33 protein-coding genes are annotated in these 22,244 nt (G+C 28.9%); 28 read left to right on the top strand and 5 right to left on the bottom strand.

From position 1 onward, the window contains the following. The first annotated feature begins 8 nt into the window (after positions 1 to 8). From NX902_RS25215 to NX902_RS25155, 13 genes are all read left to right on the top strand, one after another. Positions 9 to 557, top strand: a complete 549-nt coding sequence (locus NX902_RS25215; RefSeq protein ID WP_341123863.1) for a hypothetical protein — start codon at positions 9 to 11, stop codon at positions 555 to 557. Between the two features lie 164 nt (positions 558 to 721). Further along, positions 722 to 1,168 carry a response regulator transcription factor gene (locus NX902_RS25210; protein WP_047944127.1) on the top strand — a complete coding sequence of 149 codons (447 nt, stop codon included), beginning with the start codon at positions 722 to 724 and terminating at the stop codon, positions 1,166 to 1,168. 96 nt (positions 1,169 to 1,264) lie between these two features. Further along, entirely contained in the window at positions 1,265 to 1,576 is a 312-nt protein-coding gene (locus tag NX902_RS25205) for a DUF2325 domain-containing protein (RefSeq protein ID WP_047944126.1), read from the top strand. A 15-nt stretch (positions 1,577 to 1,591) separates the two neighbouring features. Continuing rightward, the gene (locus NX902_RS25200; protein WP_341123864.1) at positions 1,592 to 1,999 is read left to right on the top strand and encodes a hypothetical protein; all 408 of its coding nucleotides are present in this window, start codon (positions 1,592 to 1,594) and stop codon (positions 1,997 to 1,999) included. Positions 2,000 to 2,025: 26 nt separating this feature from the next. Continuing rightward, the gene (locus tag NX902_RS25195) at positions 2,026 to 2,859 is read left to right on the top strand and encodes a hypothetical protein (protein WP_341161093.1); all 834 of its coding nucleotides are present in this window, start codon (positions 2,026 to 2,028) and stop codon (positions 2,857 to 2,859) included. 213 nt (positions 2,860 to 3,072) lie between these two features. Further along, complete coding sequence (locus NX902_RS25190) at positions 3,073 to 3,366, top strand: hypothetical protein (RefSeq protein ID WP_047944123.1); 294 nt, start codon at positions 3,073 to 3,075, stop codon at positions 3,364 to 3,366. 22 nt (positions 3,367 to 3,388) lie between these two features. Next, a complete protein-coding gene (lepB, locus tag NX902_RS25185) occupies positions 3,389 to 3,919 on the top strand; it encodes a signal peptidase I (RefSeq protein ID WP_047944161.1) in 531 nt (176 codons plus the stop codon). Between the two features lie 71 nt (positions 3,920 to 3,990). Then, on the top strand, positions 3,991 to 4,326 hold the full coding sequence (locus NX902_RS25180) for a hypothetical protein (protein ID WP_341123866.1): 336 nt from the start codon (positions 3,991 to 3,993) through the stop codon (positions 4,324 to 4,326). 13 nt (positions 4,327 to 4,339) lie between these two features. Then, positions 4,340 to 5,686, top strand: coding sequence for a hypothetical protein (locus tag NX902_RS25175; RefSeq protein ID WP_341123867.1), 1,347 nt, complete (start codon positions 4,340 to 4,342; stop codon positions 5,684 to 5,686). Positions 5,687 to 5,690: 4 nt separating this feature from the next. After that, complete coding sequence (locus tag NX902_RS25170; RefSeq protein WP_341123869.1) at positions 5,691 to 6,338, top strand: hypothetical protein; 648 nt, start codon at positions 5,691 to 5,693, stop codon at positions 6,336 to 6,338. A 396-nt stretch (positions 6,339 to 6,734) separates the two neighbouring features. Then, positions 6,735 to 6,902, top strand: a complete 168-nt coding sequence (locus NX902_RS25165) for a hypothetical protein (protein WP_341123870.1) — start codon at positions 6,735 to 6,737, stop codon at positions 6,900 to 6,902. A gap of 139 nt (positions 6,903 to 7,041) precedes the next feature. Next, complete coding sequence (locus NX902_RS25160; protein WP_341123871.1) at positions 7,042 to 7,281, top strand: hypothetical protein; 240 nt, start codon at positions 7,042 to 7,044, stop codon at positions 7,279 to 7,281. Between the two features lie 262 nt (positions 7,282 to 7,543). Then, complete coding sequence (locus tag NX902_RS25155; RefSeq protein ID WP_341123872.1) at positions 7,544 to 10,507, top strand: SIR2 family protein; 2,964 nt, start codon at positions 7,544 to 7,546, stop codon at positions 10,505 to 10,507. Between the two features lie 526 nt (positions 10,508 to 11,033). On the opposite strand, the gene NX902_RS25150 is transcribed toward NX902_RS25155, so the two are convergent. Further along, positions 11,034 to 12,197 (bottom strand): tyrosine-type recombinase/integrase, encoded by a 1,164-nt coding sequence (locus NX902_RS25150; RefSeq protein ID WP_341123873.1) that lies wholly within the window; start codon positions 12,195 to 12,197, stop codon positions 11,034 to 11,036. A gap of 283 nt (positions 12,198 to 12,480) precedes the next feature. Between NX902_RS25150 and NX902_RS25145 the strand changes: the two genes are divergently transcribed. Together NX902_RS25145 and NX902_RS25140 are read left to right on the top strand one after the other, a co-directional pair. Beyond that, complete coding sequence (locus tag NX902_RS25145) at positions 12,481 to 12,804, top strand: hypothetical protein (RefSeq protein WP_341123874.1); 324 nt, start codon at positions 12,481 to 12,483, stop codon at positions 12,802 to 12,804. 134 nt (positions 12,805 to 12,938) lie between these two features. Beyond that, positions 12,939 to 13,919, top strand: coding sequence for a helix-turn-helix domain-containing protein (locus tag NX902_RS25140; RefSeq protein ID WP_341123875.1), 981 nt, complete (start codon positions 12,939 to 12,941; stop codon positions 13,917 to 13,919). Positions 13,920 to 14,283: 364 nt separating this feature from the next. Here the strand turns inward: NX902_RS25140 and NX902_RS25135 are convergent, their stop codons facing one another. Both NX902_RS25135 and NX902_RS25130 read right to left on the bottom strand, forming a co-directional pair. Continuing rightward, positions 14,284 to 14,925: a hypothetical protein gene (locus NX902_RS25135; protein WP_341123876.1), complete on the bottom strand. Its 642-nt coding sequence runs from the start codon at positions 14,923 to 14,925 to the stop codon at positions 14,284 to 14,286. A gap of 311 nt (positions 14,926 to 15,236) precedes the next feature. After that, complete coding sequence (locus NX902_RS25130; RefSeq protein ID WP_341153315.1) at positions 15,237 to 15,710, bottom strand: hypothetical protein; 474 nt, start codon at positions 15,708 to 15,710, stop codon at positions 15,237 to 15,239. A gap of 114 nt (positions 15,711 to 15,824) precedes the next feature. On the opposite strand from NX902_RS25130, the gene NX902_RS25125 reads away from it, so the two are divergent. Then, on the top strand, positions 15,825 to 16,634 hold the full coding sequence (locus NX902_RS25125) for a Shedu immune nuclease family protein (protein WP_341123878.1): 810 nt from the start codon (positions 15,825 to 15,827) through the stop codon (positions 16,632 to 16,634). Positions 16,635 to 16,638: 4 nt separating this feature from the next. On the opposite strand, the gene NX902_RS25120 is transcribed toward NX902_RS25125, so the two are convergent. Both NX902_RS25120 and NX902_RS25115 read right to left on the bottom strand, forming a co-directional pair. Continuing rightward, complete coding sequence (locus tag NX902_RS25120) at positions 16,639 to 16,770, bottom strand: hypothetical protein (protein WP_341161092.1); 132 nt, start codon at positions 16,768 to 16,770, stop codon at positions 16,639 to 16,641. A gap of 138 nt (positions 16,771 to 16,908) precedes the next feature. Then, positions 16,909 to 17,253, bottom strand: a complete 345-nt coding sequence (locus NX902_RS25115) for a helix-turn-helix domain-containing protein (RefSeq protein ID WP_171510432.1) — start codon at positions 17,251 to 17,253, stop codon at positions 16,909 to 16,911. A 147-nt stretch (positions 17,254 to 17,400) separates the two neighbouring features. On the opposite strand from NX902_RS25115, the gene NX902_RS25110 reads away from it, so the two are divergent. The 12 genes from NX902_RS25110 (at position 17,401) to NX902_RS25055 (ending at position 22,244) form a co-directional block, all read left to right on the top strand. After that, entirely contained in the window at positions 17,401 to 17,703 is a 303-nt protein-coding gene (locus tag NX902_RS25110) for a hypothetical protein (RefSeq protein WP_016204207.1), read from the top strand. A 212-nt stretch (positions 17,704 to 17,915) separates the two neighbouring features. Then, entirely contained in the window at positions 17,916 to 18,143 is a 228-nt protein-coding gene (locus NX902_RS25105; protein WP_341123879.1) for a hypothetical protein, read from the top strand. Positions 18,144 to 18,198: 55 nt separating this feature from the next. Continuing rightward, a complete protein-coding gene (locus NX902_RS25100) occupies positions 18,199 to 18,498 on the top strand; it encodes a hypothetical protein (RefSeq protein WP_047944801.1) in 300 nt (99 codons plus the stop codon). Positions 18,499 to 18,563: 65 nt separating this feature from the next. Then, complete coding sequence (locus NX902_RS25095; RefSeq protein ID WP_047944802.1) at positions 18,564 to 18,752, top strand: hypothetical protein; 189 nt, start codon at positions 18,564 to 18,566, stop codon at positions 18,750 to 18,752. A 12-nt stretch (positions 18,753 to 18,764) separates the two neighbouring features. Beyond that, positions 18,765 to 18,938, top strand: a complete 174-nt coding sequence (locus tag NX902_RS25090) for a hypothetical protein (RefSeq protein ID WP_186325669.1) — start codon at positions 18,765 to 18,767, stop codon at positions 18,936 to 18,938. A gap of 185 nt (positions 18,939 to 19,123) precedes the next feature. Continuing rightward, positions 19,124 to 19,744: a thermonuclease family protein gene (locus tag NX902_RS25085; RefSeq protein ID WP_144545656.1), complete on the top strand. Its 621-nt coding sequence runs from the start codon at positions 19,124 to 19,126 to the stop codon at positions 19,742 to 19,744. Positions 19,745 to 19,784: 40 nt separating this feature from the next. Beyond that, on the top strand, positions 19,785 to 19,958 hold the full coding sequence (locus NX902_RS25080; RefSeq protein WP_016204211.1) for an aspartyl-phosphate phosphatase Spo0E family protein: 174 nt from the start codon (positions 19,785 to 19,787) through the stop codon (positions 19,956 to 19,958). Positions 19,959 to 19,988: 30 nt separating this feature from the next. After that, the gene (locus tag NX902_RS25075; protein ID WP_328283185.1) at positions 19,989 to 20,234 is read left to right on the top strand and encodes a hypothetical protein; all 246 of its coding nucleotides are present in this window, start codon (positions 19,989 to 19,991) and stop codon (positions 20,232 to 20,234) included. A 295-nt stretch (positions 20,235 to 20,529) separates the two neighbouring features. Then, positions 20,530 to 20,856 (top strand): DUF4257 domain-containing protein, encoded by a 327-nt coding sequence (locus NX902_RS25070; protein WP_016204213.1) that lies wholly within the window; start codon positions 20,530 to 20,532, stop codon positions 20,854 to 20,856. A 115-nt stretch (positions 20,857 to 20,971) separates the two neighbouring features. After that, positions 20,972 to 21,226 carry a hypothetical protein gene (locus tag NX902_RS25065; RefSeq protein ID WP_016204214.1) on the top strand — a complete coding sequence of 85 codons (255 nt, stop codon included), beginning with the start codon at positions 20,972 to 20,974 and terminating at the stop codon, positions 21,224 to 21,226. 265 nt (positions 21,227 to 21,491) lie between these two features. Then, a complete protein-coding gene (locus NX902_RS25060) occupies positions 21,492 to 21,947 on the top strand; it encodes a hypothetical protein (RefSeq protein ID WP_152112338.1) in 456 nt (151 codons plus the stop codon). Positions 21,948 to 21,962: 15 nt separating this feature from the next. Next, on the top strand, positions 21,963 to 22,244 hold the full coding sequence (locus tag NX902_RS25055; protein WP_144545662.1) for a hypothetical protein: 282 nt from the start codon (positions 21,963 to 21,965) through the stop codon (positions 22,242 to 22,244).

The raw sequence follows: 22,244 nt of genomic DNA, 5'->3' as shown, positions 1-22,244 counted from the left end.
ATATCTTGTTGTCTTTAGTAGTAGATAATACAAAAAATGCGAAAGAAATATCTTATACATGCCGGAATTCTTGTGATCTTTATGATGTTTTAACAGAATCCTGTTCAATTAAGAATAAGGTAGATGTAGATAATCCGTTCGTTGTTTCAAAATGTAGTAGATATTTACCCATAAGTAGTTTGGAACTGGATATAAAAATAAATCAAAAAGAATTGGATGGATTAGCAGAAGAGGAAATCTCTTATCCTGAGATACAAGGACAAATTGAAACCTTAGAAAAATCGTGCTATCCTTTTAAACCGGATTTTCCAGCTGGAAGAACGGATGCCAATTGGTATGTTTCTCCTTGTCAAGAATACGGTTGTTGGATAGTTAATGATTATAAGAAGCCAATTGTATTAGTTAGTCCTAATCCTGGAGAAAAAGTCTATAAGTCGGCAGTACCACTTCATAATCATAATGCATCAATAGGTTTAGCATCACGAATAGCTTGGTATATTGATGAAAATGGTATAGGGCGATATGTAACCTTACTCAATGGACATATTCTAAACTAACAAAGCCATCAAAGTTTGAAGTAAACGTTGATATCTAGCGATTCAAAGGATATAATAATATCAATTAATTGAATATCTAAAGGGAAAAACCCTATCTGAGTTAGACACTTTTATGGTGTCTTACTTAAGATAGGGTTTTTTTGATTTCTTAGGGAGGACCAGCTATGAAGGAATGTATTTTTATTGTTGAAAATGAGAATATTACTTTTCGCAAAGGCTTTAAAGATCTATTGGAGGTGAAATTCGGTAAAGATTATATAGTCTCGACAAAAGATAGTCTACAAGATACTTTACGTGGTGAGCCAAAACTTATAATTCTCACACAAGAGGCTTTAAAAGAAGTAAAAGCTATGGATAAGATAAAGACTTTGTACGAGTATGGTACTAAGTTCATTTTGATTAAGGAAAATGATAATGGGTTTCCTTTTGAATTAAATATGTTTAACGGTTTTTTATCCAAACGAATGCCTACTAAAGAAATGACTGAAGCGATAGAAAACGTATTGTTACATGGAACAATCTATGTTCACCCTGATATAGGTGCATATATCTTATCAAAATATAACCGATTTGTTAATGTCTTAAAAACAAAAGAAGAGATTCGGTTGTGAATGATGTAATGAAAGTTTTGTTTTATTAAAAAAATAGTTGTATTTGTGGTATTTTGTGTTATGATTATTTTAAATTAAGTAATTGGAGTGATCATAATGGCAAATACATTGTTGGTTGTTGGTGGAAATCAAGATAAAACGTTCAAAAAAATGGGCGACAGATTTGAGCTTAAAGTGCTACATCATCCTGGAGAATCGAAAAAGTCAGGAAATAAAAAAGAATACCAAACGTTAATCAATAAGGCGGATTGTGTAGTTGTGTTAAAAGGGGCAATAAATCGTAAATCTATGATTATGGTTAAGGAGATTTGCAAAGAGCAAAACAAAACAATTGTTTATCATCAAGGACGCGGAGTAACTGGAGCAATTCAATCATCACTTGCTTATTTTGAAGGATTGTCTGCATAAAAAGGAGCTAAGATAATGTTCTTCATTACTACGGACATTAAAGGTGTAAAAGGTAAGATTTGCGTATTTTATAAAATTTCTTTTTCAGATGAAAAATTTGAAAAGTATTTATTAGAATTAGCTTACCAAAAGGTAACCATACATTTAGAAATTAAAAAGCAACATTTTCATTTGTTTAGTAGAAATAAAGGAGCAAAAATCATTTTCTCTGATAGTTTGCTAACAAAGGATCAGGACTGTTTAGAGGACTATATTTTGAGCGGAACGACATTCTCCTTTTCTGAGATGGAAGAGGCATTAGAGTTTGCAAAAAATATTAGAAAAGCAACTATATCTTATTTGAGAAAGCAAGAGAAGAAGTATAAATGGAAGTGCCGCCAAGTTAATTGGAGCACATATGTTAAAGCTAAATTTATGTTATGAAAGGAAGACATTAAATGATATCAGCTATGATTCGTGATGGAAGAATTATCTCTATTAATGAATATAATGATGAACTACACAGTCAACAAATTTATTGTATCGATAAAAGCTGCAAGGCACCATTGGTTCATGTAAAAGGTAACGAAAGAACAACACCATATTTTAAAACTACAGGTAAAAATGAATCTAAGCACACTTCTTCCTGTGGATTTTACAGACCTCTATCGTTTGAAGAGAGCCTTTCGAAAATTAATGACTATCAAAGTGATTTTATAGATCAAGGGTTAAGTGAAACAGTGATTAAATTAAGTTTTAATAAATTAGACCCTGATTATGAACCTAGAAAAATCCAAAGAGAAGACAAAGATGAAGAAAAAAAGAATAAGGAAACTATTAAAATAAAAAACGAAACCGCTCCTCCTAACAGCATAAGCTCACTGAAATCTATTGTTAAATTGTTTTCCACTTATGAACCAGATATTCTTAGTAGTATTTTAATTCAAGTGAAAGGCCACAAAATCCCTATTTCCAATTTGATTTTGTCCCAAGAGGTAGCTCATGAGAAGTTATGGTCTGATATGGCTGTACTTAACCTTCCTTATTTAGTTCATGGAGAGATAGAAGCAATAAATAGAAGAGAAAAAGTTATTTACTTGAACTTTAAAAAAATTAATAATATCCCTTTTTCAATCGTTATCTTTGAAAAATACTTTAAATATTTCACTTATACGGATGAAGAATTAATCGGAAAGTACATTCTTTGTTGGGGACACCTACATAAAAATACATTTAACGATAAGAGTTTTACCAATCTACTAATTAAATCGGACGAATATATAGAAATCATTAAAAAAGGATGAATTAATTTGATCAGACAAGAAGTAATAGAAACCTTAGAAGGCAACCTAATAAAAGGGGTATTTTTAGGGGGATGTTTCTCCATTCCGTTATGGATTTGTTTGATAGGTTGGATAAAGCTATTTATATCTATAATGGAATATTTTTTTGAAACGGGTTTCCCCTACATATAGAAAATTTCAACTTGTAGGAGAAACAAAAAGGTGAGGTTGTACATGAAAAGGGTGGGTTACTTAACTAAGAAAACCTCTAAAGGAAAGGTGTATTTGTATATTCGTAAATCTTATAGAGAGGGGAAGAAGGTAAAACATCAATATATATATGGATTTGGACCAATTGAAACGGCCAAAGAAAAGCTATATAAAATTTTTGAGGAAGAAATAGAATTCCCAAAAGAATTGAAGATAAATGGATTTAATCTAGATGATGTCTATGATTGGATATTAACTTTAGAAACAGGTGTAACAAAAAGTGGAAGGTTATTTGATATAGGCTGTTTTCGAAAATAGATAGGAGTATAGATATAAGATGATGAGTCAAGAAGAGAGAACAAAAATGAAAACATATGTAAGGAAAATTCTTATTTTTTTTATAGTATTGTTCATCGTAAGATCATTTATTTTTGTTCCTTTAAAGGTAGATGGAGAATCTATGAAGCCTACACTACAGAATGGTGATTTAGTTCTAATAAATAAATTTAATACACCGGATAGATTTTCAATCATAATTGCCCGTCTTCCATCAGGAGAGAAAATAGTAAAGCGAGTAATTGGGTTGCCAGGTGAAACGGTCCAATACAAGAACAATCAATTGTTTATAAATAATGAAGCTATTGATGAGGTGTTTATACCTAAAAACAAAGATATTTATACGGAAGATTATGCTTTAGTGGGGAAAGTACCAGCTGATCATTTATTTGTATTAGGGGATAATAGACAATTTAGTACGGATAGTAGAGAAATAGGAACAATTCCTATTGAAAGTGTAGAAGGCTGCATTGGAATGCGTTATTGGCCTTTAAACAAAGTGTCTATTTCAATCGGAAAGGATAGTTTTAAATGATTATTTTTCTTCTAATATGTGTTATATCGTTAATGTTTGTTATTGACTACTTGAAAAGAAATATAACGGAGTTGAAAAAAGAACAACGAAGAGACAGTTTGGAACATAGAAAAATCCAACAATTCATAAACGTAAGTAATGGTACTGAAATAAGAGAACGAAGTGGAATGAAAAATGGGCAATTGAAAGGTTACTCTAATAAAAGCAGTTATGAAACTAACAAAAACTCTAATGAGTTTTTCAATAATAATTTTTATTTTGAAAATGGAAATGTCCTAAGGGAAATGATTGAAAATTCAAACGAGTCATCAAGTAGTTCTGATTATACAAACAATAATTCTTATGATTATTCATCTAGTGATTATAGTAATGACTCTTCAAGTGATAGTTCTTCATCTTTTGATTAAGGAGGAAAATGTAATGAAACAAAAAATAGCAATAATGACCCTCAGTATTATTTTATTATTTTTCACAGCATATAGTACAGCCTCTGCAAAGGTATCTTTAGGGAAAACCGGAGGTTCTAGTGTGAAAAGTTCTTCTATTAATAGCGGTAAGGTTAGCTCAGTGAAATCAAAAAATAATACAAAAACCAATGCAAAAACTAGTCCTAGTAATATTAAAAGTAAAAATGCTGCAGCAAATGCAACTAAAGGAAAAAATAAATATAAAGGACAAGCTTATTATAAGGGGAATAATTTTAGCAAAACATTATTAACCACTGCTGGTGTGTATTTGATTTTAGATTCTGTGACCAATGAAGGAGATCCGATATACGTTTCTGCTGAAACAGGCGAACCAGTTAAAGTTGAAGAATTGAAAGATGTAAAACCTGTTGAGGATACTGAACCGATTACTGAAGAAGAAAAGGAAGAGGCGAGCAAAAAGGTAAATAGTTATTATGAATTAATAAGACAAGGGAATTATGGAACAGCAATTAAAGAGCTGTTACTATCTAAACCGGAAATTGAAAGTCAATTAGTGCCTGAAGATAAGAGAAATACCTCTGATATTCAACAAGTAATAAAACAAATATCCCAATTTTATACTAGCAAAGGTAATTCTGTTGCTACTTTTAGCATAGAAGATGCTAAGGAAATCGATGGAAGAAGTATTTTGTTTACTGCTTCGTTAACTGACTCCAAAAAATATACCTATCAAGAAAGAATCGTCGCTATTAAGTTTGAAAATCAATGGTATTTAACTTTTGATCTAGTAGATGATGCTGTTAACCAAGTGATCGATGAACATGATTTAACCCCAAGGGAAGTAGTTACTAAATATTATAAAGAAGTAATAAATGCAAACTATGGGGCTGCAAGCACTTTGGTCTCTAAAAATCAAAGCTTTACAAAGGGGAAGACAGATGAAGAAATTAAAACTGAAATGATTGAAGCATTTAGTGAAAACGAAAACCCGTTATCATCAATAGATATACTTAAAGAGAAAAAAGAAAATGATCAAATGTATTCTTTCACAGTTAATCTAACTCATCTATATCCTGGATTTTTTGAGGATTATATAGAGAAAACAACTGAGGTTGAAATTAAAGCTTTATATGAGGGAGGAATGTGGAAGCTTAACTTTGATGATGAGAAAAAGGCAAGTAGCAAAAACGAATCCCCCTTTTTATCACTAGATGATTTAAAGATCCTGCTGCATATCGTCTTTATAGGTGCTTTATGTATTTCAATAGCGATAATGTTAAGCAATGGTTTAAAAGATCGGAAGAAGCTTAAAATGACCATTATAAAAGGGAGAAGGTAATAACATGCAAATAATATTATGGATAGAAAAAATACTGTTGGTTTTTCTTATTGGTTCATTATTATTTAAGATTCATTATTCTCGTAAATATTTGGACCAATTAAAAAATCATAAAAAGGTAAGTTTTATAAATGAAATTGATATTCCTTATGGGAAGAGCATAGGGAAAGTTATTGAGTTTTCTTTTCCTATTAATGAATATGTCCCTCTGAATCCGAAATGGAATCTGATTTGGTCCATGAGAAAAGAAAATCTGAGGGTAAGTAACCGTTATTACGAAGTAAATAAAAGGAGATTTGCTTTCAAGCTGGACAATAGCAATTATTACTTATTCAGAAATGAAATTTTGATTCCTTTATCAAAAATTAAAGAAGAATATTTTGTGATTCATTTTAATGAAGAAATTATTTATTCGATTTCGTCATTGGAAGACCTCTCTAAAAAACTTTCTGAGCAGGATTTAAAAAAAGAGATAGAGAGAGTTATAGGTTTTATTAAGGAAATTTCTGAATATGCTAATGGAATTGAAAAGCAGGCTAGTCAAAAAGTAAAAATCTATCAAGATGAAAAGATGAAAGATTTATTGGAGAAACATCATTTAGCTATGGAACAAAATATAAAAAAGGTGCAATTGATCAACAAGATCAAATAAATAGAGAAGGAGATCAGGTATGTTGTTCTATATTGATGTATTGGGTGCCATTCTGAAGATACTTGGTTGGATTAAATCATTGATAGAAATGATAGGTTAGTAAAAGGGGAAGTTATTATGGATATTACAGAGAAAAAAGAAAATTGGAAATGGACATAGGATGATGTAGGGGCACTCCTAACATTAATAGGAATAGTTGGATTAGTTATTTTTTTGTTACAAATACTAAAATGTTTTTCTTTGATGTTCGTGATGAGGGCGATTATAATTATCAATTCGAGAATTATAATATCATTTCATACAATATGAAGATAAAAAAACAAGCTCTTTTTATCAAAAGACGATTATAACATATATGTAGAAAACGAAAACGGACAACCAAAAATACTTAGTTACTTGGTAAGAAAATTAGATACTCTTGAACATGCTTCACAAATTAAGAAAAGAATTTTTACACCAAGTAACCGTAAATATAGAAATTCACAACATCAAGGCGGATCTGAAATTATTTTAAATGACAATCCTGCCGAACATTTAAAGCAGGATACCAATCAGCCTGTGTAGGTTACACAATTTGACTTTGGCAATGATACAATAGTACAGAAAGAGTCTTGCGATATACAAGAAGTGAATTAGGGTGATATTTATATCTAAATTTAAGTTCAAGGTGGTGGCGTTCTAAATAAGAAGCAATAAATCGTGGGTGGATGAATCGGTTTATGGTGGTATGATTCGACCGATTGAATTTAACACATTACAGATTGCTAAGGATATTAAGAGCCAAGGGTTAGAAAGTTTTATAAAGATGATTCAATTGTTATCTAAAGATGCCTGTAATTATCATCTTGCAATGAAAATAGTTTATTTGCCATTAGGTAGAAAGTTTTCATTGTTATTAGATGGAACAAGAAAATCGTGCTGTATAGTTTTATATATAAAATAGGATAAGCAATAAAGAATTCTATGTAATAGAAATTGCAACACCTGCGACAAGAGTTTATCCACATTGATTTTAAGTATAGATAATAATGAAACAGAGCATCTTATTTTAAAAACTATTAGGGATCTTATTTATAATAGTAGTAGTTTGAATATACTAAAGACTTATCAAGACTAAATTTTAAAAGGTTAAAACATGTAAAGCAAAGTAATTATGAATGGAAAATACGGTTAGAATCTAACTTTAATTAAAGGAGTAAAAATATATGGCTGACTATTTTTTAGACACTAGTATAAAAAAAATTAAAGAAGCGAGTGAAAATAATAAATTAGTAATTTTCGTAGGAGCAGGAGTTTCGGCGAATTCAGGAATGCCAACTTGGAATGAATTAATTAAAGAATTTGCAAAAGATTTAGGGGATTTTGAGGTGGATAAATCACCGGATTTATATATGAAGATCCCTCAATACTATTTTAATGAAAGGGGAGAAAAAGAGTATTTCGAAAAATTAAATCAAATTTTTCGAAAAAAGAAATATAAATCAAATCCAATACATAAGGAGATATTTAAGCTTAAGCCTACTCATATTATTACTACCAATTACGATACTTTGCTAGAAGAAGCTGCAATAGAAGAAGGCCAATTTTTTCATACTGTAAAACATGATTTAGACCTCCCGTATGACAATTTTAATAAAACTATTATTAAAATGCATGGTGATTTTGAAAATCGAAATATTGTTTTAAAGGAAGATGACTACTTAAATTATTCATCAAATTTTACATTAATAGAAAGTTATATTAAATCTTTAATAGCTACAAATACTGTTCTCTTTATAGGATATTCAGTGAATGATTCAAACTTTAATTTGATTTTTCAATGGGTTAAAAATATACTGAGAAATCATTTCCAACCAGCATATCTAATTGAAAGTAGTAAAAGATATTCCCGTATAGAGCATGCATACTATAAAAATCGTGGTATTAATATTTTGTATGATGATGAAGTCAATAATTTGCCAAATAATAATGTGTTTGATAAATCTAATTGGAGAGGAAATAGATTATTTGATATATTAACTTATTTTAATTCGTTTGATAAATCAATGAAGATGAGTGACTTAGAAGGTATTTATGAAAAACTCAGTTGTTTTGAGAATTTGAATTTTATTATGCCAGATCAAATTGTGAAAAGTTTAGGGTTAAAGTCAGTGGGTTATGATTTATTTGGTGATAGAACTTTAACAATTATAAATGGTGAAAATTCCTTATTAAAGATATTTTCAAATGCTGACCAATATAAAGATAACTGGATGTTTGATAAAATTATAAAAATATTCGAAAAGGCAAATATTCAGGGAGTTTCTATAGAAAAAAAGATATTATTTAGTATTGAGAGTGAAGATAAGTTTTTAGATGATTTGATGATTAAAATTATAGAGAAAGATAGTTTAATAAGTCCTATAGATATAAATAGTTTTACGAGTCTTATCGAGGGAGAAGATTATTTTCTTATGTTAAATCAAGCATATACATATTATGAACATGATCATTTTCTTGATGCGTATAAATATTATAAGACTATTTCATTGAAGACTTTTAAAGACAAGGAATATTTAATTTATTTTATTTCTGAATTTAATAGAAAACATGTAGGACATTTTTTAGTTAATTCACATAAAGTAAATGATGATTTAGAAATAGAAATTAAAGAAATAGACCTCGAAGATATTTACAACAATCTTCCATACAAAGAAAGAAAGAGTATAGAATTTTTGAAGGAAATCCAAGACTTTAATTTAATATATAAAGTACAAAATAAGTTAAATAAAGAAGTAGATACGTTAAAGAAGACTAAACGTACTGTTGAGAAAGGCGGTTTTTCTTTTAATAGTTCGATAGATAAAAATTTCCATATAATAAGTAATATTTGGATGTTTATAGAGTCTAACTATTTATGCATAAATAAATATACAGAGATCAAATATTTATATTTAAGTTTTATAGAAGGTGTTTTTGCGAGTTATAGCACTCAAAATAACCCTAACACGAAAGGTTTCTTCAGCGGAATTTCTGCAAATAAAATAGAAGAATTGGATCTTTTTGAAGTGTATATAATAGTAACAAAATTAAAGACAAGTGATTTAGAAAATATTTTGATAGACTATAATATTAAAGAAATAAACTTTAATATTAAAGCTTTTGAGTATATTATGAAAGTTTTAGATACAGTAATTGAAAATATATTAAACAATAAAAACAAAGAAAAAAGCGAGGTATATCTTTTTAATTTATTAACATTAATTTCGAAATCGAACCTAAGTATTCAAAAGGCAAATGATATCGCAAATAAATTAGTGTTACTTATAAATGAAAAAATTTATCTAAATGAATTTAAATATCTAAATAAATTTATAGTTTCGGTAGCAAATAAAAAAGTATTGTTCCAAAAGACTGTATCAGATTATTTGGAGAAATATTTAAAAACATACTTACAGAATAAGAGAATAGTTGAATTTGATAGAAATGGATTTTATAGAAATTTGACTAATATATATACCGATTATAATGAATATCCTATAAAAAGAGATGTAATATCTAATATTATAGATTTAGTAAAGAAATCCTATAAAGAAAACCATTATAATTTTTTATATGAAATTTTAGGAAAACTACTGGTTCCGATAGTTAATGCTTTAAATGAGGATCATAAACTATTAATAATAGAAGTAATAAAAAGTTTATTAGAAGAAATAAAGACTAAGCAAAGTTCGTTAGATTTTAATGAATTATATTTTTACTATGTCATTTTGATTAACAATGTTGTTATTGCAGACAAAGATATTAATAAAATTATAATAGAAGATACAGTAGAAAAAATTCGTACTCAAGATAAGAATATAAAGTTACATCCAGATCCTGTAGAAAGAAACCTAAATATATTAACAGATTTATATAGAAATGATTGCCTTAAAAAAGAAGAAGTTGAAGAGTATGTGCATTCCTTTGATGGCTACTCAGAATATTTCGATTTAGTGTTTAATATGGAAAATCCTAAATTAACTGATATAGATTTACTTCTATATTTAAAAGAAGAAGAAATAGAAACTTTAATGAAGAGAGAAGGATTCAAGGAATCTGTATATAACTTATTCGAAAAGAGATTGGGAAATCAAACGTTTGAAAAATATAAGGATATTTTTAATGAACTGTATGTAAGAAGATTTTGAAAAGGCCCTTCTTTTAATGAAATCATGTAGTTCGATTAGGTAAATATAATGGGCGTTAACGTTATCGTTGCAAGTTTTGCAGAAAAATTTTACCAATACCACTAGTACAGTCTAAAAGGCAACATGGATTACATTTGGCATGATAAAGGGATACTCCCTACTAGAATCTCATGATAGTTACTTATGATAGATTACACTTGGATTTAGAAGCTGTTGCTTTTAAAAGACAATCACAAGAAATGTGAGCCATCTTCTTTGACTTCGAGCAATATGGTTTAACAAAACTGGCCAAGAGACCGAAAGGGGTTTGGCATGAAAATTTTTTCAATTGAGATTGAGGAACTTTATTATAATTACGGAGTCAAAAAATTGGAACAGTGGGTTATCTAATCAAAGCATTATATAGAAACTTTTTTTTAGAGTAAGTTTGAAAATATAAAAAAGGAAACCTTTCTGAATAGGCTTCCCTTTTTTATATTTTCAACATTTAAGTTTACCAGAGCTAATGTAAAAATAATTAATTTAGTTACAATGAGTTAATTATTCTTGAATTTTTCCAAGCATGCCCCGCATTGTTTTCTCTTCTTGATTTCTTCTGCAGATAAATAGATGTTGTTTGAATCGATTTGTGCCCCAATGCAATTTTAATTTGATCCAAACTCGCCCCTTGATCAGAACTAATTTGTGCAAAAGCATGTCTTAGTGTATGTGGTGTAATTGGATTTTTCCTTGTTTTGATGAAAGGTAAATCCGCTTCATTAATTTTTTTTGTTAAATAATTAGATAAATACTTATAATTGTATGGTTTCCCTTTGTTCGTCATAAAAATATACGAATTATCACTACCATCTAATATAAAATCTAACCGTCTTGTTCGTCGAAATTTCCGTATTTCTTCTATTATATATGGATGTAAGAGTACCTCTCTTTCATGTCTCCCTTTTCCTAATACATATAACCAGTAATCTCCATCCACATAAGAAATATCCGATATTTTACTATGACATAATTCGTTTATTCTAAGCCCTGTTGTAATTAAGGTTGCTAGTAAACAATGAACAATGGGATGGTCTTTATAATAGTCCAATATCTGCACTACCTCATTTTTTCCTAAATCCCTATCTGGCCGATCAATATCCCGCACATTACTACTCAACATTTTTTCATGCAGCGGAACTTCTATATACTTTGTTTTATACAAAAAAGAAAGAAATCCTTTAAGAACTACCATTTTACGACTCAGTGTAGAAACTGCGTATGGCTTCTTCCCCTTCCCTAACGGAGCTGCAGCTAACCACTCTTGAAATTTTCTAATATGTACATGATTGAGTAGTTTGAATATCTGATAAGGATTTTGCTGTGCGTTTAAATCTAATCCAATGGAAAAAGCATTTTCTATTATCTGTTTATACATGATAAGTAAATCTCTGCTGTACTCTTCGATGGTGTTCTCCATTTTATTCTTTCGTATATCCATATCTTTCTTTTGGTGTAAAAATAAATACATCATTTCCAAGTCATTTATTTCCTTATTTTTAGATACATCCTCCATAATGATTAACTCGTCAGGTAAATTTTGAAATACTGATGGATCTTTTAGTGTTTTTGAAAACGATGCGATGGATGACTGACTTCCTGTAAATTCTAACGAATTTTTATTCGAATGGAAAGAAATTTCCTTTTCTAGCATTTTCACACCCCTTTTGTCATTTTTTAAAAGTATAGTAATTATCTGGTTGTAGGTAATTCATTATTAAGTAAATTTAAATACATTTAATATCTACTCCTATATTAGTAGAAAAATCATTTATTTGTCTACTATATATACATATAAATAAAGATAATACTTAAAATACGTTTTAATATAAAATAGTAGGTATCATATTCTTTATATAAAATATACATTAAACCTTTGTTTAATATTAAGATATATATTATAATCTGTTTAATGATAAAAGGAAGAGGTGGATTTTTTGATTAGCGAAAGTTTATACCGAGCATTAGATGAAAGTACTTTTTTTGTAAGTAAATATGAAGTGCAAGTGAAAACTTATTTCTTACAAAAATCCAAATATGGTCTTAGAGTGCAAGTTAGTAGATTTGTAGATAAAAGAGGAAGTTTGAGTCGAGAAAAAGATACAGTGGAGATTAAATTATTGATAGGGGGAGGAGGGGTAGTTATTGATAAAACTATTAAAAGTATTACATTAGAAAAACCAACAAGAAAAAAGGTAGAAGAATGTATTACAGATTTTTTAGAGAATGCTAGTGAGTATTGTAAACAAAGTGAGAATTAATACATAAATTAGAATTATTCCCCAATTGAATATTGACTATAGTAAATGGTAACATATAAATAGATTATAATATTGTGTTAATATTAAATGATATGTATACACTATTTTAATAATGATTAGTTGGGGAGAATAAAATGTGCCAAGAAGATAAGAAAAAGCAAATTACTACAAAACAGGCTGCGGAATTATTAGGTGTTGCTGAGAACACAGTTTTATCATATTCCAGACAAGGCATATTAACTGCAGTGAATGAAAAAAGTTGGCAAATTGACAATACGAAGTACTTTTATATTGATGATGTAGAAGAGGTAAAAGACAAATTAAAAAAGCCAGGACTTAGCACCGGTGAAGTTGCTACACAATTAGGTGTATCTACTGTAACGGTATTTAACTATATAAAGGATGGTAAACTTACTGCAGAGAAAAAAGTTTATAGAGGTAGGGAATTATATTTTATTAAACAAACGGAGCTTGAACGTTTTCAAAAAAATTATAAAAATGTTAGAAGTAGAAATAACAAAGAGTTTTATTCCAAACCAAATAAACAAGGTTGGTTTCAATTGTTTATTCATGAAAGAAGTGAAGAACATGGCAGATTGATGGTTGGGGAAGATGAAGATTACTTTTTACTAACTGCTAGTGGAAATAAGATTCCATATACGAAAATTGAGCAATATGGTTTTAAACCGGTTTATTTAATTGAAAGAGGTTCGATAATTTCCAAAAGGAAATTTGCTAAATTTGAGTTCCCTTACGAAAATAATGTTGAATCTAATATATACTCTTTCTTAGATAAATGTTATGAATATATCACTCCAACAAATATGAAGATGAACATAAATAAAGAAAAGATAGAGTTAGAAATTAAACCATATTGTTTCCCTTACGATACTTTAGATGAAGATACGATAAAAATTATTAAGGAATATATGGTGGAAGGTTCCATAATCTCAACGATTAAAGGGATTTTTATAGATTCTGAATATGACGTGTTATCTATAGAGATACCATCTCATGTTAAAGATTCTTTGAAACAAATTGCGTCTGAGAGAAATTTGACTTTGGAAGAGTTGGTTTCTAAAATTCTTGTAGAATATGTTAATGAAAATAACTAATATCTTTTTCTGGATAAACATATTTATAGGCAGCGGTAATTGATATATTGAGATTTAAAATGAACAAATTGAAACCATTTGGGGTTCCATGAATTTAATCTTAATTTTAACGTTCATATACATAATATACAATCACCCCAGACTTAAAAAAGCTGCCATATGCAGTTTTTTTATAGCACTAAAGGAGCATGTTAAATTGAAATAAACCTCAGAGAATTACCACTAAATATAACATTTATAAAAAAATATTTTTGGTTACTTAGATAAATTTATCTGGAGGGAAAATAAGAAGAAAATGTAGGGTGAATTCATATTACACCAAAATGCATGAATCTAGAAAGGTGAGAATTAACCCTCCTATTTTTTAGAAGGGATGTTTTGTTTCTAATTCTTTATAAATTGACGTCAGAAAATTATTAACGTGAAATAACATTTCATCTATATATTCTTTCTTAACCACAAGTTGTCCTGAGTTTATTTCTAGGTTAGAACTTTTATTAATAATTTTTTCAATTCGCTTAGGATTATTATCATCAAATATTCTTCCATTACTATGAACGATATTATTTCTAACTTTATTTAAGCTTTGTATAAAATTTAATTCATCTGCTAAATGAAGGATATTTATTTCCATTTCTATTGTTATATATTCTAATATGGCATCTAGATCGGAATTGTTTTTTTTGTATTTCTTGAAACCATGTCTATCCTTTGATTGCTGATAATGTATTCTAAATAATGCTCGCTCAAGGCTAGAATATGTTGCAGTAATAATTGAGTATCTTAGAATACTTGGATATTCATCCCGTACTAATGCCAAGTCATCATAATAATATTCATAATAATTTTGTTTCTCATCTTCGCTTAGCCCCTTTGTTGCTTCATCTGCTTGTTGTATAAATTCATCAAATTTTGATTCTATAAAATTTTCTACTTCGTTAGAATATAGTGTAATTAACTCTAGTCTATATTCAGAAAGTAACCAAACTAAATTATATTTATTCATATTGAAATACCTCATTTCAAGTGTTTGTTTATGAAAACTTTAAAATAATACTAAATATCGTAAATGAAGGGAGTTAGTTAAAAAGAATCAAACCAGTGGTTTAGAAATCTTTCATCCACTAAAAGAAGGTTAGTGGAACAAGTAATTCTAATGATAAATTACGATATGATAGGGAGTGATCCAATGAAAATTTGTTTTGGTTCATAAATCTATTGCCCTAATATGCTAATAAAAAAGTCGATACATTAATAATATAGGAAAACGACTTTTTATAGCATGAATTTCTCCTATCAATTTTATTAATATAACCTCTATTTTATTTTTTCTATTCTTAATATTGTTTTTTCTTGTAATGGAAAAATCACTTCATGCTCTTCTCTGATAGCCGATGAGTTTAACTCAAAATTTGGAATCTCCAATTTCATAGCTGATATAAACCCCTTAACACTAATCCCTGGATTCTCTTTTGTTGCTTCTGCTGTAATTATTGTATGAGGAATCGATGATTTAAACCAGTATATATCTTCTAGTCTTTCAGCTGCTGTCCATGAAACATAATGATTATTAAAATTCACTTTTTCAAGATTTAGGTGAACTCTTCTTAATGTGCCGGTATACTTCAAATATTTTGCAAACTCGTTTGCTACTTTATTGTCACTACTCTCCCAAATCTGAATATCTTTTATAACTTTTTTCCAACATTCATCTGTAAAATCTAAATTAGTTCTTCCAAAGCCTTCTTTTGGATGATTTACCCACATTTTAAATAATTTTTCTAGATCCATATTTAGCTCCTCCTTGTTTTCATTTGCCTTTATTTTAGTCATTCTTGAAGTTACTATATTGTATATAGGTTATTGTATAATTAGAATATATTAAAATGGAAAGAGGAGAAAATATTGAGTGATTTGATTGAACGTTTTAAACATAAATTAGATGACATTTCATTAAACGAAAATCATATACAAAATTTTCTTGAAGAAAATACAGAACTTATTTCGACCCCTTTTTTATTAAACCATCACTTGCACTTTAATAGTATAATAACAAAATTTAAGATAAGTGATGGACTTATCTCAGATTTTGCTTTTCTAACTAAATCGACAGATTTCTGGCATTTAGTCTTGGTGGAATTAGAAGACCCCAAGAAAAAAATATTTACAAATAATAACGAACAAATCAAGTTTAGTGCCAAATTTAATAATGCAATGGATCAAATAACCGAATGGAAAGCGTATATTGAACAAAATCCTACACAAATATTAAACAGAATAGCCCCTCTAAAAAAACCCTTAGAAGATCGACCAATTAGGTTTAAATATGTATTAATATATGGTAGAAACTCTGAAAAGGAAAATGATATTAGAAGAACAAGGATGTTTGCACAAAAGACAAATGATGACATAAGAGTAATGACTTTTGATTCGTTAATTTCAGAATATACATCAGCATGGTATAACTATGGGAAAATGATTCTATCCCATTGGCGTGAAGGGTATCAAGTGAAATCGATTCCTTCTAATTTAGAAACAAGTATATTTGCTTATTTAACGCCAGCAAATTTAAAATTAGAGGCAGAACAAAAAAAAATACTAATTGAACAAGGTTACGAAATAGAAAAATGGGAAGTAGGAAATATTCTAAGTCATAATAACAAATATACCGAAGAAACTAGGCAGAGGTTTAAGTCCAATAAAACAAAGTTATAATACTTCATGAAATTACTATTAAACTTTTAAATAAATATCCACATTCTTGGTACTCTTTATGATATAAATCTGCTGCTGAAATACCTTTTAAAGTATAGAAATCAATAAAATTAACTGTAAGAGCCTTGCTGGACATTGAAATGTATCGAGGCTCTTATACTTTTGTTTTATCCTTTTTACAGGACAACTACTTTTTAAAACCATTTCATCTATTTAAACGGTTATGTCTGCTTACATAAAGAAATATGGATTAACTACAAATGTTTTATAAATATCATTTTCTATCTATTAATTGCAAAATGTTTTGGGTTAATTGATGGACAATTATTATCTCTTCTGTACTTCTTGTACTTAATAATTCCTGATGAAGCTTTAATAGTAATGTCTTATCAGTTTCTTTTTTTAAGTAGTTTTGTGCAAATAAATCAGTAGGTGAAATTTCAAGAGCTTCCGTAATTTTGTTAAGCGTTTCCAGGGAGATATTTCTTTCTCCTCTTTCAATACCACCAATATATGTATAGTGAATATTTGCCTTTTCAGCTAGTTCCTCTTGTGTAAAACCTCTATATAATCTGAAATAACGGACTCTTTCTCCAATGGTTTTTACTAAGTTATTCATTTTTTCACCTCTTTCTATAAGGGTAAAAAACAATGGAAATACTATACAGTAGTTTATATTCAAAAAAATAAGTAGAATAATATTTATAAGTATTAAAAGACAGGTGAATTTCTACATTACTATAATAAGTAACAGAAAGGATTTCCCATGAATGAAGAAAACTACTATATTAAGAAAAAAGAAACCATTATACCATTTTCGCATGGTAAATATAAAATTAAGAAAACTACATACTATCTTCAGGATAATGAGTATGGATTAAGAGTTGAAGTCACAAGATTTAGTCTAACCGGAACTGTTGAAGTGAGGCTAGTGTATGGTGGGGGACTAATTATTGAAAAAATTTATACAACTAAGAGTATTGTTCATCCTACAAAGGAGCAACTAGAAAAGATAATAAAAGAGTTCTGTGTAAATTCCCACCAATATAAGAAATTAAGTGGTAAATAATCAGTAATTATTGCTTTTTTCAAAATAATCAACTAGAATTTATATATACATTTTTTTGTAATTTTTATTTTTAGCTATCTTTATGATAAGCATATTCTAATAGACACGAAGCCTTTGGGCCTTTGATTTTTACTTAACAATATTTTTGTTAGGTTAATAAAAGGACCAAAGGCTTTTTTGTGTTTATCACTGAAAGGAGCGGTATGTAATTAATGAAGGGGAAATATTTAGGAAAAGCAGATAGTGCTAACTTAGTGCCTGGAATGAGTTATTACTTATTTGAAAATGGTAAGGATTATTTTTATGTTTCTCGTTTTAACAATAAGAAGGCTCATTTTGGTTGCTACGAAAAAACACCTTTTGAAATTAATGAGGAAACAAGGGAGAAAAGTGAGGTTACATTTAAAGTAAGTATTTCAGGACAGATTTCATTTTTCTAAAAGAGATCAGTTGGCATTTATCATTGGTTTTTTTAATAAAAAGGGAGGCAAAAGAATGGAAACTTTAATAAATACTGTAGAACAGGTGAACTTTAAAGTTGAAACTTCATGTTTTAAAACATATGAATTTTCCACGCATAATGGATTATATGTTGAAGAGGCACAATCGGAGTTTAGTTCATTTCGTTTAATGATCTATAAAAATGAAGAAGCGGCTATATTTGTTGCAAATGAGTTTGATTATGATATTAGCGAAGAGGTTTCTTATTTATTTGATATCGAAAAGATTAAAAATATTTGTGAAAACCAAAAGGATGTACCAGATTTCTCTGATGATTACTATGAAGAAAATTAAAAATTCTGATATTTTTTTGAAATCATATTAGTAATAATTGGTACAGGTGAAATGGAGGAACTGAGATGTATTACGATCGTGAAATACATATAAGAGTGGAAAGAGAGAGAAAAAGAATAATCGAATTCCTAAAAGAAAAGGGGATCACACGAAATAAAGATGATGAAAAAATAGATGATTTAACACTTTTGTCATTAACTTTAATGGAAAATGAATTACTAGCAGATATAAATACCAAAAAAGTATCTATATAGGAGGATTATTTAATGATTAGTTATACTGAAGAAGAAAAAGAAGTTGTGACTAAATTAGTTATGGAGTTAGCAAGAATAGATAATAAGAAAAGAAGAAAAGATTTAGTTTGGTGGTATTCCATGGCCAGTGGAATCAATAATAATGAAAAAACTAAGAAAATCATGGAGGATATAGAAGCAATTTAGCTTTGCCTTTTCTGAAAGGAGAGTTTAGTTTTTTTTGGGTTGAATTTTTCTATTTTTATCCTTATTATAAATATATAGGAAATTAGAAGAGTGAATATAATATATTGAGAAATGGGAGCACCCCAATTACTAAGTAAAGTCTTAGTATATTGGAGTGCTCTCTTTTTTGGAAATGAGGGGTTTAGATGAAAAAGATTATTTCCACTTTATTTATTTTATTTTTATTAAGTGGATGTTCAACAGATAGCCTAGTTACATACCAGTCTAAAGAGAACTACAAGACTGATAATCAGGTAGAAAAGGAGATTTCGTTTAAGAAGTACTTTAATGATGTCAATCGTTCTAGTGAAAAGGCAGCTGATATTAAAACAGAAAAACACAAAGCTATAGTAAAAAAAGTGATAGATGCTGACACTTTAGTTTTGGAAGCAGATAAGTATACCGCTTTGAGGTTAATCGGAATAAATGGACCTGAAATTACAAAAGGGAAGAATGAGCCATTTGGACAAGAAGGTAAGGAATATCTGGCTAACCTTATAGAAGGAAAGGAAATTACCTATCAATTGGATCCTAATGCTGATGAAAAGGATAAGTACGGAAGAATTTTGGCGCATGTCTTTTTAGATCAAATTAGTATTCAGTCATATTTATTAAAAGAGGGATATGTTAAATTAGCTTACTTATTTGATGAATATGAATTTATTGATGTCTATAAGGATGCAGAAAATATAGCAAAAGAAAAACAATTAAATATTTGGAGCATCCCTGGTTATGCAGATACTGACTTAAATGGTTTTGTTAAGTAATACAAAGATATTCTAAAACAATAAAATTGGAGGAATACTCATGTATAAACTAAGAGATCAAATAGAGCGGGTAAGAGAAGAAATGTTAAAAATTGCATTCTCAGAGGGATTTAATTCTCCCGAAGCAATAAAGAAGAGTAAAGAGTTAGATGAATTAATACTAAGATATCAGCAAATGAACCAAAATGAATCGGTAGAAGTTAGAATTTGTTAAGAGGGTAAGAATAGTTTAGGAGGGGACATAATGATAGATTGGAGAGAAGAAGACGTTAATAGATTCTTTAGCTATCATAAAACAATTACTTATTATGGTGATGAAATACCTAAGTATCTGGTTCTAGAAAATCCAGATGGGGACGGTTGGATAATTGGTATGTTTTATCCATTTATAGGAGGAGAGTACGTTCCATTAGAAGAAGCGGGAGACGTACGACTAATATTTTCTACATTAAAGTCAGCAAAAAATTATGTGGATTTTAATTTATGGTGAGAAGTGATCAAATAATAAAAATTCTTAGACTTGAAAATTTATATCTAGTAAAAGGGATAGGTTTACTATCTCTTTTTAAATTGTGTAGTGTTATAAGAAAGAAAATCGTATAATAAATGTATAACCTTTTTTTCTTTTTTCTTTTTTGGCAATCCTATTTAGGATTAGCGTCTTAACTAATAAACACGCAGCCTTTGGGCTAATAGGCATAATACATGTAACGCATGTATTTATTGTCTATTGCCTCAAAGGCTTTTTTGTGTTTGCGCAAATTTTTCAAGAGAGGTGAATAGGCATGTTAAATAAAATAATTTTGGCTGGTTGTATTGGATTTGGTATGGGAGTTTTAACTCACGCAAAGAGGTATGGGACAATAAAAAAACCGAGGAATAATAAACTTACATTCTATCCGGGTTTCTTATTGGATGGTTGTTTTGGAGCTGTTGGAGCTATTGTTACGATTTTATTCAGTGATCCAAATGGAACGGAACGAGTAATTTTAACATCAATCTTAGGTGGATATGTAGGTGAAAATGCAATTATTAAAGTTGAAGAATCACTTCAATCAAAGAAGGAAAGCAGAATAGAGGAAATAAACAGAAAGATAAATCAGGATCTGTAGTGTTTATTTTTTCAACATGATTTCGATATGTTATAATATTTATAACAATAATCGTAGTATAGTGCAGAAGAGCATAGAATATAGTCGAGGTAAGATAGACGAGAGGAGAGAAATCATGAAACTGAATGATATCCTAACGGAAGAAGAAAAAAAACAAGTTAATGATTTAATGGTAGAGTTAGACGATTGTATTACTGAACGCCAAATGGATAAGATAACTAAGGCTATAGAAGAGATTTTTAATGAAGCTAAAAAAAGATATTATGAATCAATAGGTTCAAATAAAGAGCAAGCAGCTTCCTTACAGGAAGATAGAAGGATATTTCATAGAAGATCCCCTAAGCGATTAAGAAAAGTATCATCTTACTGAACAGAGAAGAGATTAATAATCTCTTCTTTTTGTTTTGTTTTTGATAAGTACATAAGCACGATTCTTATGAAAATAAGAAAATAAAAGTGCTTATAGGATAAAGGAACATTTAATTAATGAAAATTAATAACAACTAGACTTTTCGTTATATGGTTGCTATAATTTACCTATATAAATAACGAAGAGGGAATCCCCCTAGATGAAGACATATAAACTGTATGTCTTATTCTAGGGGGATTTTTTTGTTGAAAGGAGAAAAAGCGTCATGGAAAGAGAGAAAAAACTGAAAGAAGGCACATACTGTACGAATGTTTTATTAAGATGGTTAACAACAGATTTATTATTAACTAATAAACGGTTTAAAGGGTATGATCGCAATACCGTTTTAGGTTTAATGCCTATAGGAAAAAATGAAGTTACTATGTCCTTAAAGAACATAGCTAGTGTTTCAACATCAACAAAATTTCATCTAAAGAGATTTTTGTTTGGTCTGTTTTTTACATTCATATTAGGACTTCCTTCTTTTGTTAATGGTGATTTTTTCATAGGATTAGTCCTTATTCTTATCGGTATTGTTCCCTTGTTTAACAGTTATACTTGTTCGTTAAATGTATCGAATAATGGAGGGGTAGCTTTACCTATTGAGATTTCTATACTGGAAAGAGGGAATTTACAAGAATTTGCAAATGCGATTAATGACACAATTGCTGAAGTAGAATAGGGGGCTTAGAAACAAATGTCTCTATCTTCAGAATTAGTTAAAAACGACTTTATTCAATTTCCTACAGATTATACAGATATGGTAATTAGATATGAATTAAGTAAATATGAATATATTGAAATACCCTTTATTAAAAAAAAAATTGAGAGTAAAGAATTAGCAGAATTAATTATAGAAAAAAGTAGTAGAGAAGAGAAAAAAACGCTTGTTGAGATGATAAACCGTATTCAAAAAAGAAATAGCTCGACAAAAGGGTATTTGGGGATTCTAGCAGTAGCTTTATCTACCAAAGAGTAA

The organism is Niallia sp. FSL W8-0954 (assembly GCF_038005605.1).
Classification (GTDB): Bacteria; Bacillota; Bacilli; order Bacillales; family Cytobacillaceae; genus Niallia; species Niallia circulans_A.
This window is presented reverse-complemented; position numbering and strand designations above follow the sequence as displayed.

Coding starts and splice junctions, on each gene's coding strand:
- NX902_RS25170 (WP_341123869.1), top strand. CDS start 5,691: ATGCAAATAATATTATGGATAGAAAAAATACTGTTGGTTTTTCTTATT.
- NX902_RS25055 (WP_144545662.1), top strand. CDS start 21,963: ATGTCTCTATCTTCAGAATTAGTTAAAAACGACTTTATTCAATTTCCT.
- NX902_RS25175 (WP_341123867.1), top strand. CDS start 4,340: ATGAAACAAAAAATAGCAATAATGACCCTCAGTATTATTTTATTATTT.
- NX902_RS25085 (WP_144545656.1), top strand. CDS start 19,124: ATGAAAAAGATTATTTCCACTTTATTTATTTTATTTTTATTAAGTGGA.
- NX902_RS25150 (WP_341123873.1), bottom strand. CDS start 12,197: ATGCTAGAAAAGGAAATTTCTTTCCATTCGAATAAAAATTCGTTAGAA.
- NX902_RS25130 (WP_341153315.1), bottom strand. CDS start 15,710: ATGGATCTAGAAAAATTATTTAAAATGTGGGTAAATCATCCAAAAGAA.
- NX902_RS25090 (WP_186325669.1), top strand. CDS start 18,765: ATGATTAGTTATACTGAAGAAGAAAAAGAAGTTGTGACTAAATTAGTT.
- NX902_RS25105 (WP_341123879.1), top strand. CDS start 17,916: ATGAAGGGGAAATATTTAGGAAAAGCAGATAGTGCTAACTTAGTGCCT.
- NX902_RS25100 (WP_047944801.1), top strand. CDS start 18,199: ATGGAAACTTTAATAAATACTGTAGAACAGGTGAACTTTAAAGTTGAA.
- NX902_RS25195 (WP_341161093.1), top strand. CDS start 2,026: ATGATTCGTGATGGAAGAATTATCTCTATTAATGAATATAATGATGAA.
- NX902_RS25155 (WP_341123872.1), top strand. CDS start 7,544: ATGGCTGACTATTTTTTAGACACTAGTATAAAAAAAATTAAAGAAGCG.
- NX902_RS25065 (WP_016204214.1), top strand. CDS start 20,972: ATGAAACTGAATGATATCCTAACGGAAGAAGAAAAAAAACAAGTTAAT.
- NX902_RS25140 (WP_341123875.1), top strand. CDS start 12,939: ATGTGCCAAGAAGATAAGAAAAAGCAAATTACTACAAAACAGGCTGCG.
- NX902_RS25080 (WP_016204211.1), top strand. CDS start 19,785: ATGTATAAACTAAGAGATCAAATAGAGCGGGTAAGAGAAGAAATGTTA.
- NX902_RS25210 (WP_047944127.1), top strand. CDS start 722: ATGAAGGAATGTATTTTTATTGTTGAAAATGAGAATATTACTTTTCGC.
- NX902_RS25205 (WP_047944126.1), top strand. CDS start 1,265: ATGGCAAATACATTGTTGGTTGTTGGTGGAAATCAAGATAAAACGTTC.
- NX902_RS25110 (WP_016204207.1), top strand. CDS start 17,401: ATGAATGAAGAAAACTACTATATTAAGAAAAAAGAAACCATTATACCA.
- NX902_RS25095 (WP_047944802.1), top strand. CDS start 18,564: ATGTATTACGATCGTGAAATACATATAAGAGTGGAAAGAGAGAGAAAA.
- NX902_RS25190 (WP_047944123.1), top strand. CDS start 3,073: ATGAAAAGGGTGGGTTACTTAACTAAGAAAACCTCTAAAGGAAAGGTG.
- NX902_RS25115 (WP_171510432.1), bottom strand. CDS start 17,253: ATGAATAACTTAGTAAAAACCATTGGAGAAAGAGTCCGTTATTTCAGA.
- NX902_RS25135 (WP_341123876.1), bottom strand. CDS start 14,925: ATGAATAAATATAATTTAGTTTGGTTACTTTCTGAATATAGACTAGAG.
- NX902_RS25200 (WP_341123864.1), top strand. CDS start 1,592: ATGTTCTTCATTACTACGGACATTAAAGGTGTAAAAGGTAAGATTTGC.
- NX902_RS25120 (WP_341161092.1), bottom strand. CDS start 16,770: ATGTCCAGCAAGGCTCTTACAGTTAATTTTATTGATTTCTATACTTTA.
- NX902_RS25060 (WP_152112338.1), top strand. CDS start 21,492: ATGGAAAGAGAGAAAAAACTGAAAGAAGGCACATACTGTACGAATGTT.
- NX902_RS25070 (WP_016204213.1), top strand. CDS start 20,530: ATGTTAAATAAAATAATTTTGGCTGGTTGTATTGGATTTGGTATGGGA.
- NX902_RS25075 (WP_328283185.1), top strand. CDS start 19,989: ATGATAGATTGGAGAGAAGAAGACGTTAATAGATTCTTTAGCTATCAT.
- lepB (WP_047944161.1), top strand. CDS start 3,389: ATGAGTCAAGAAGAGAGAACAAAAATGAAAACATATGTAAGGAAAATT.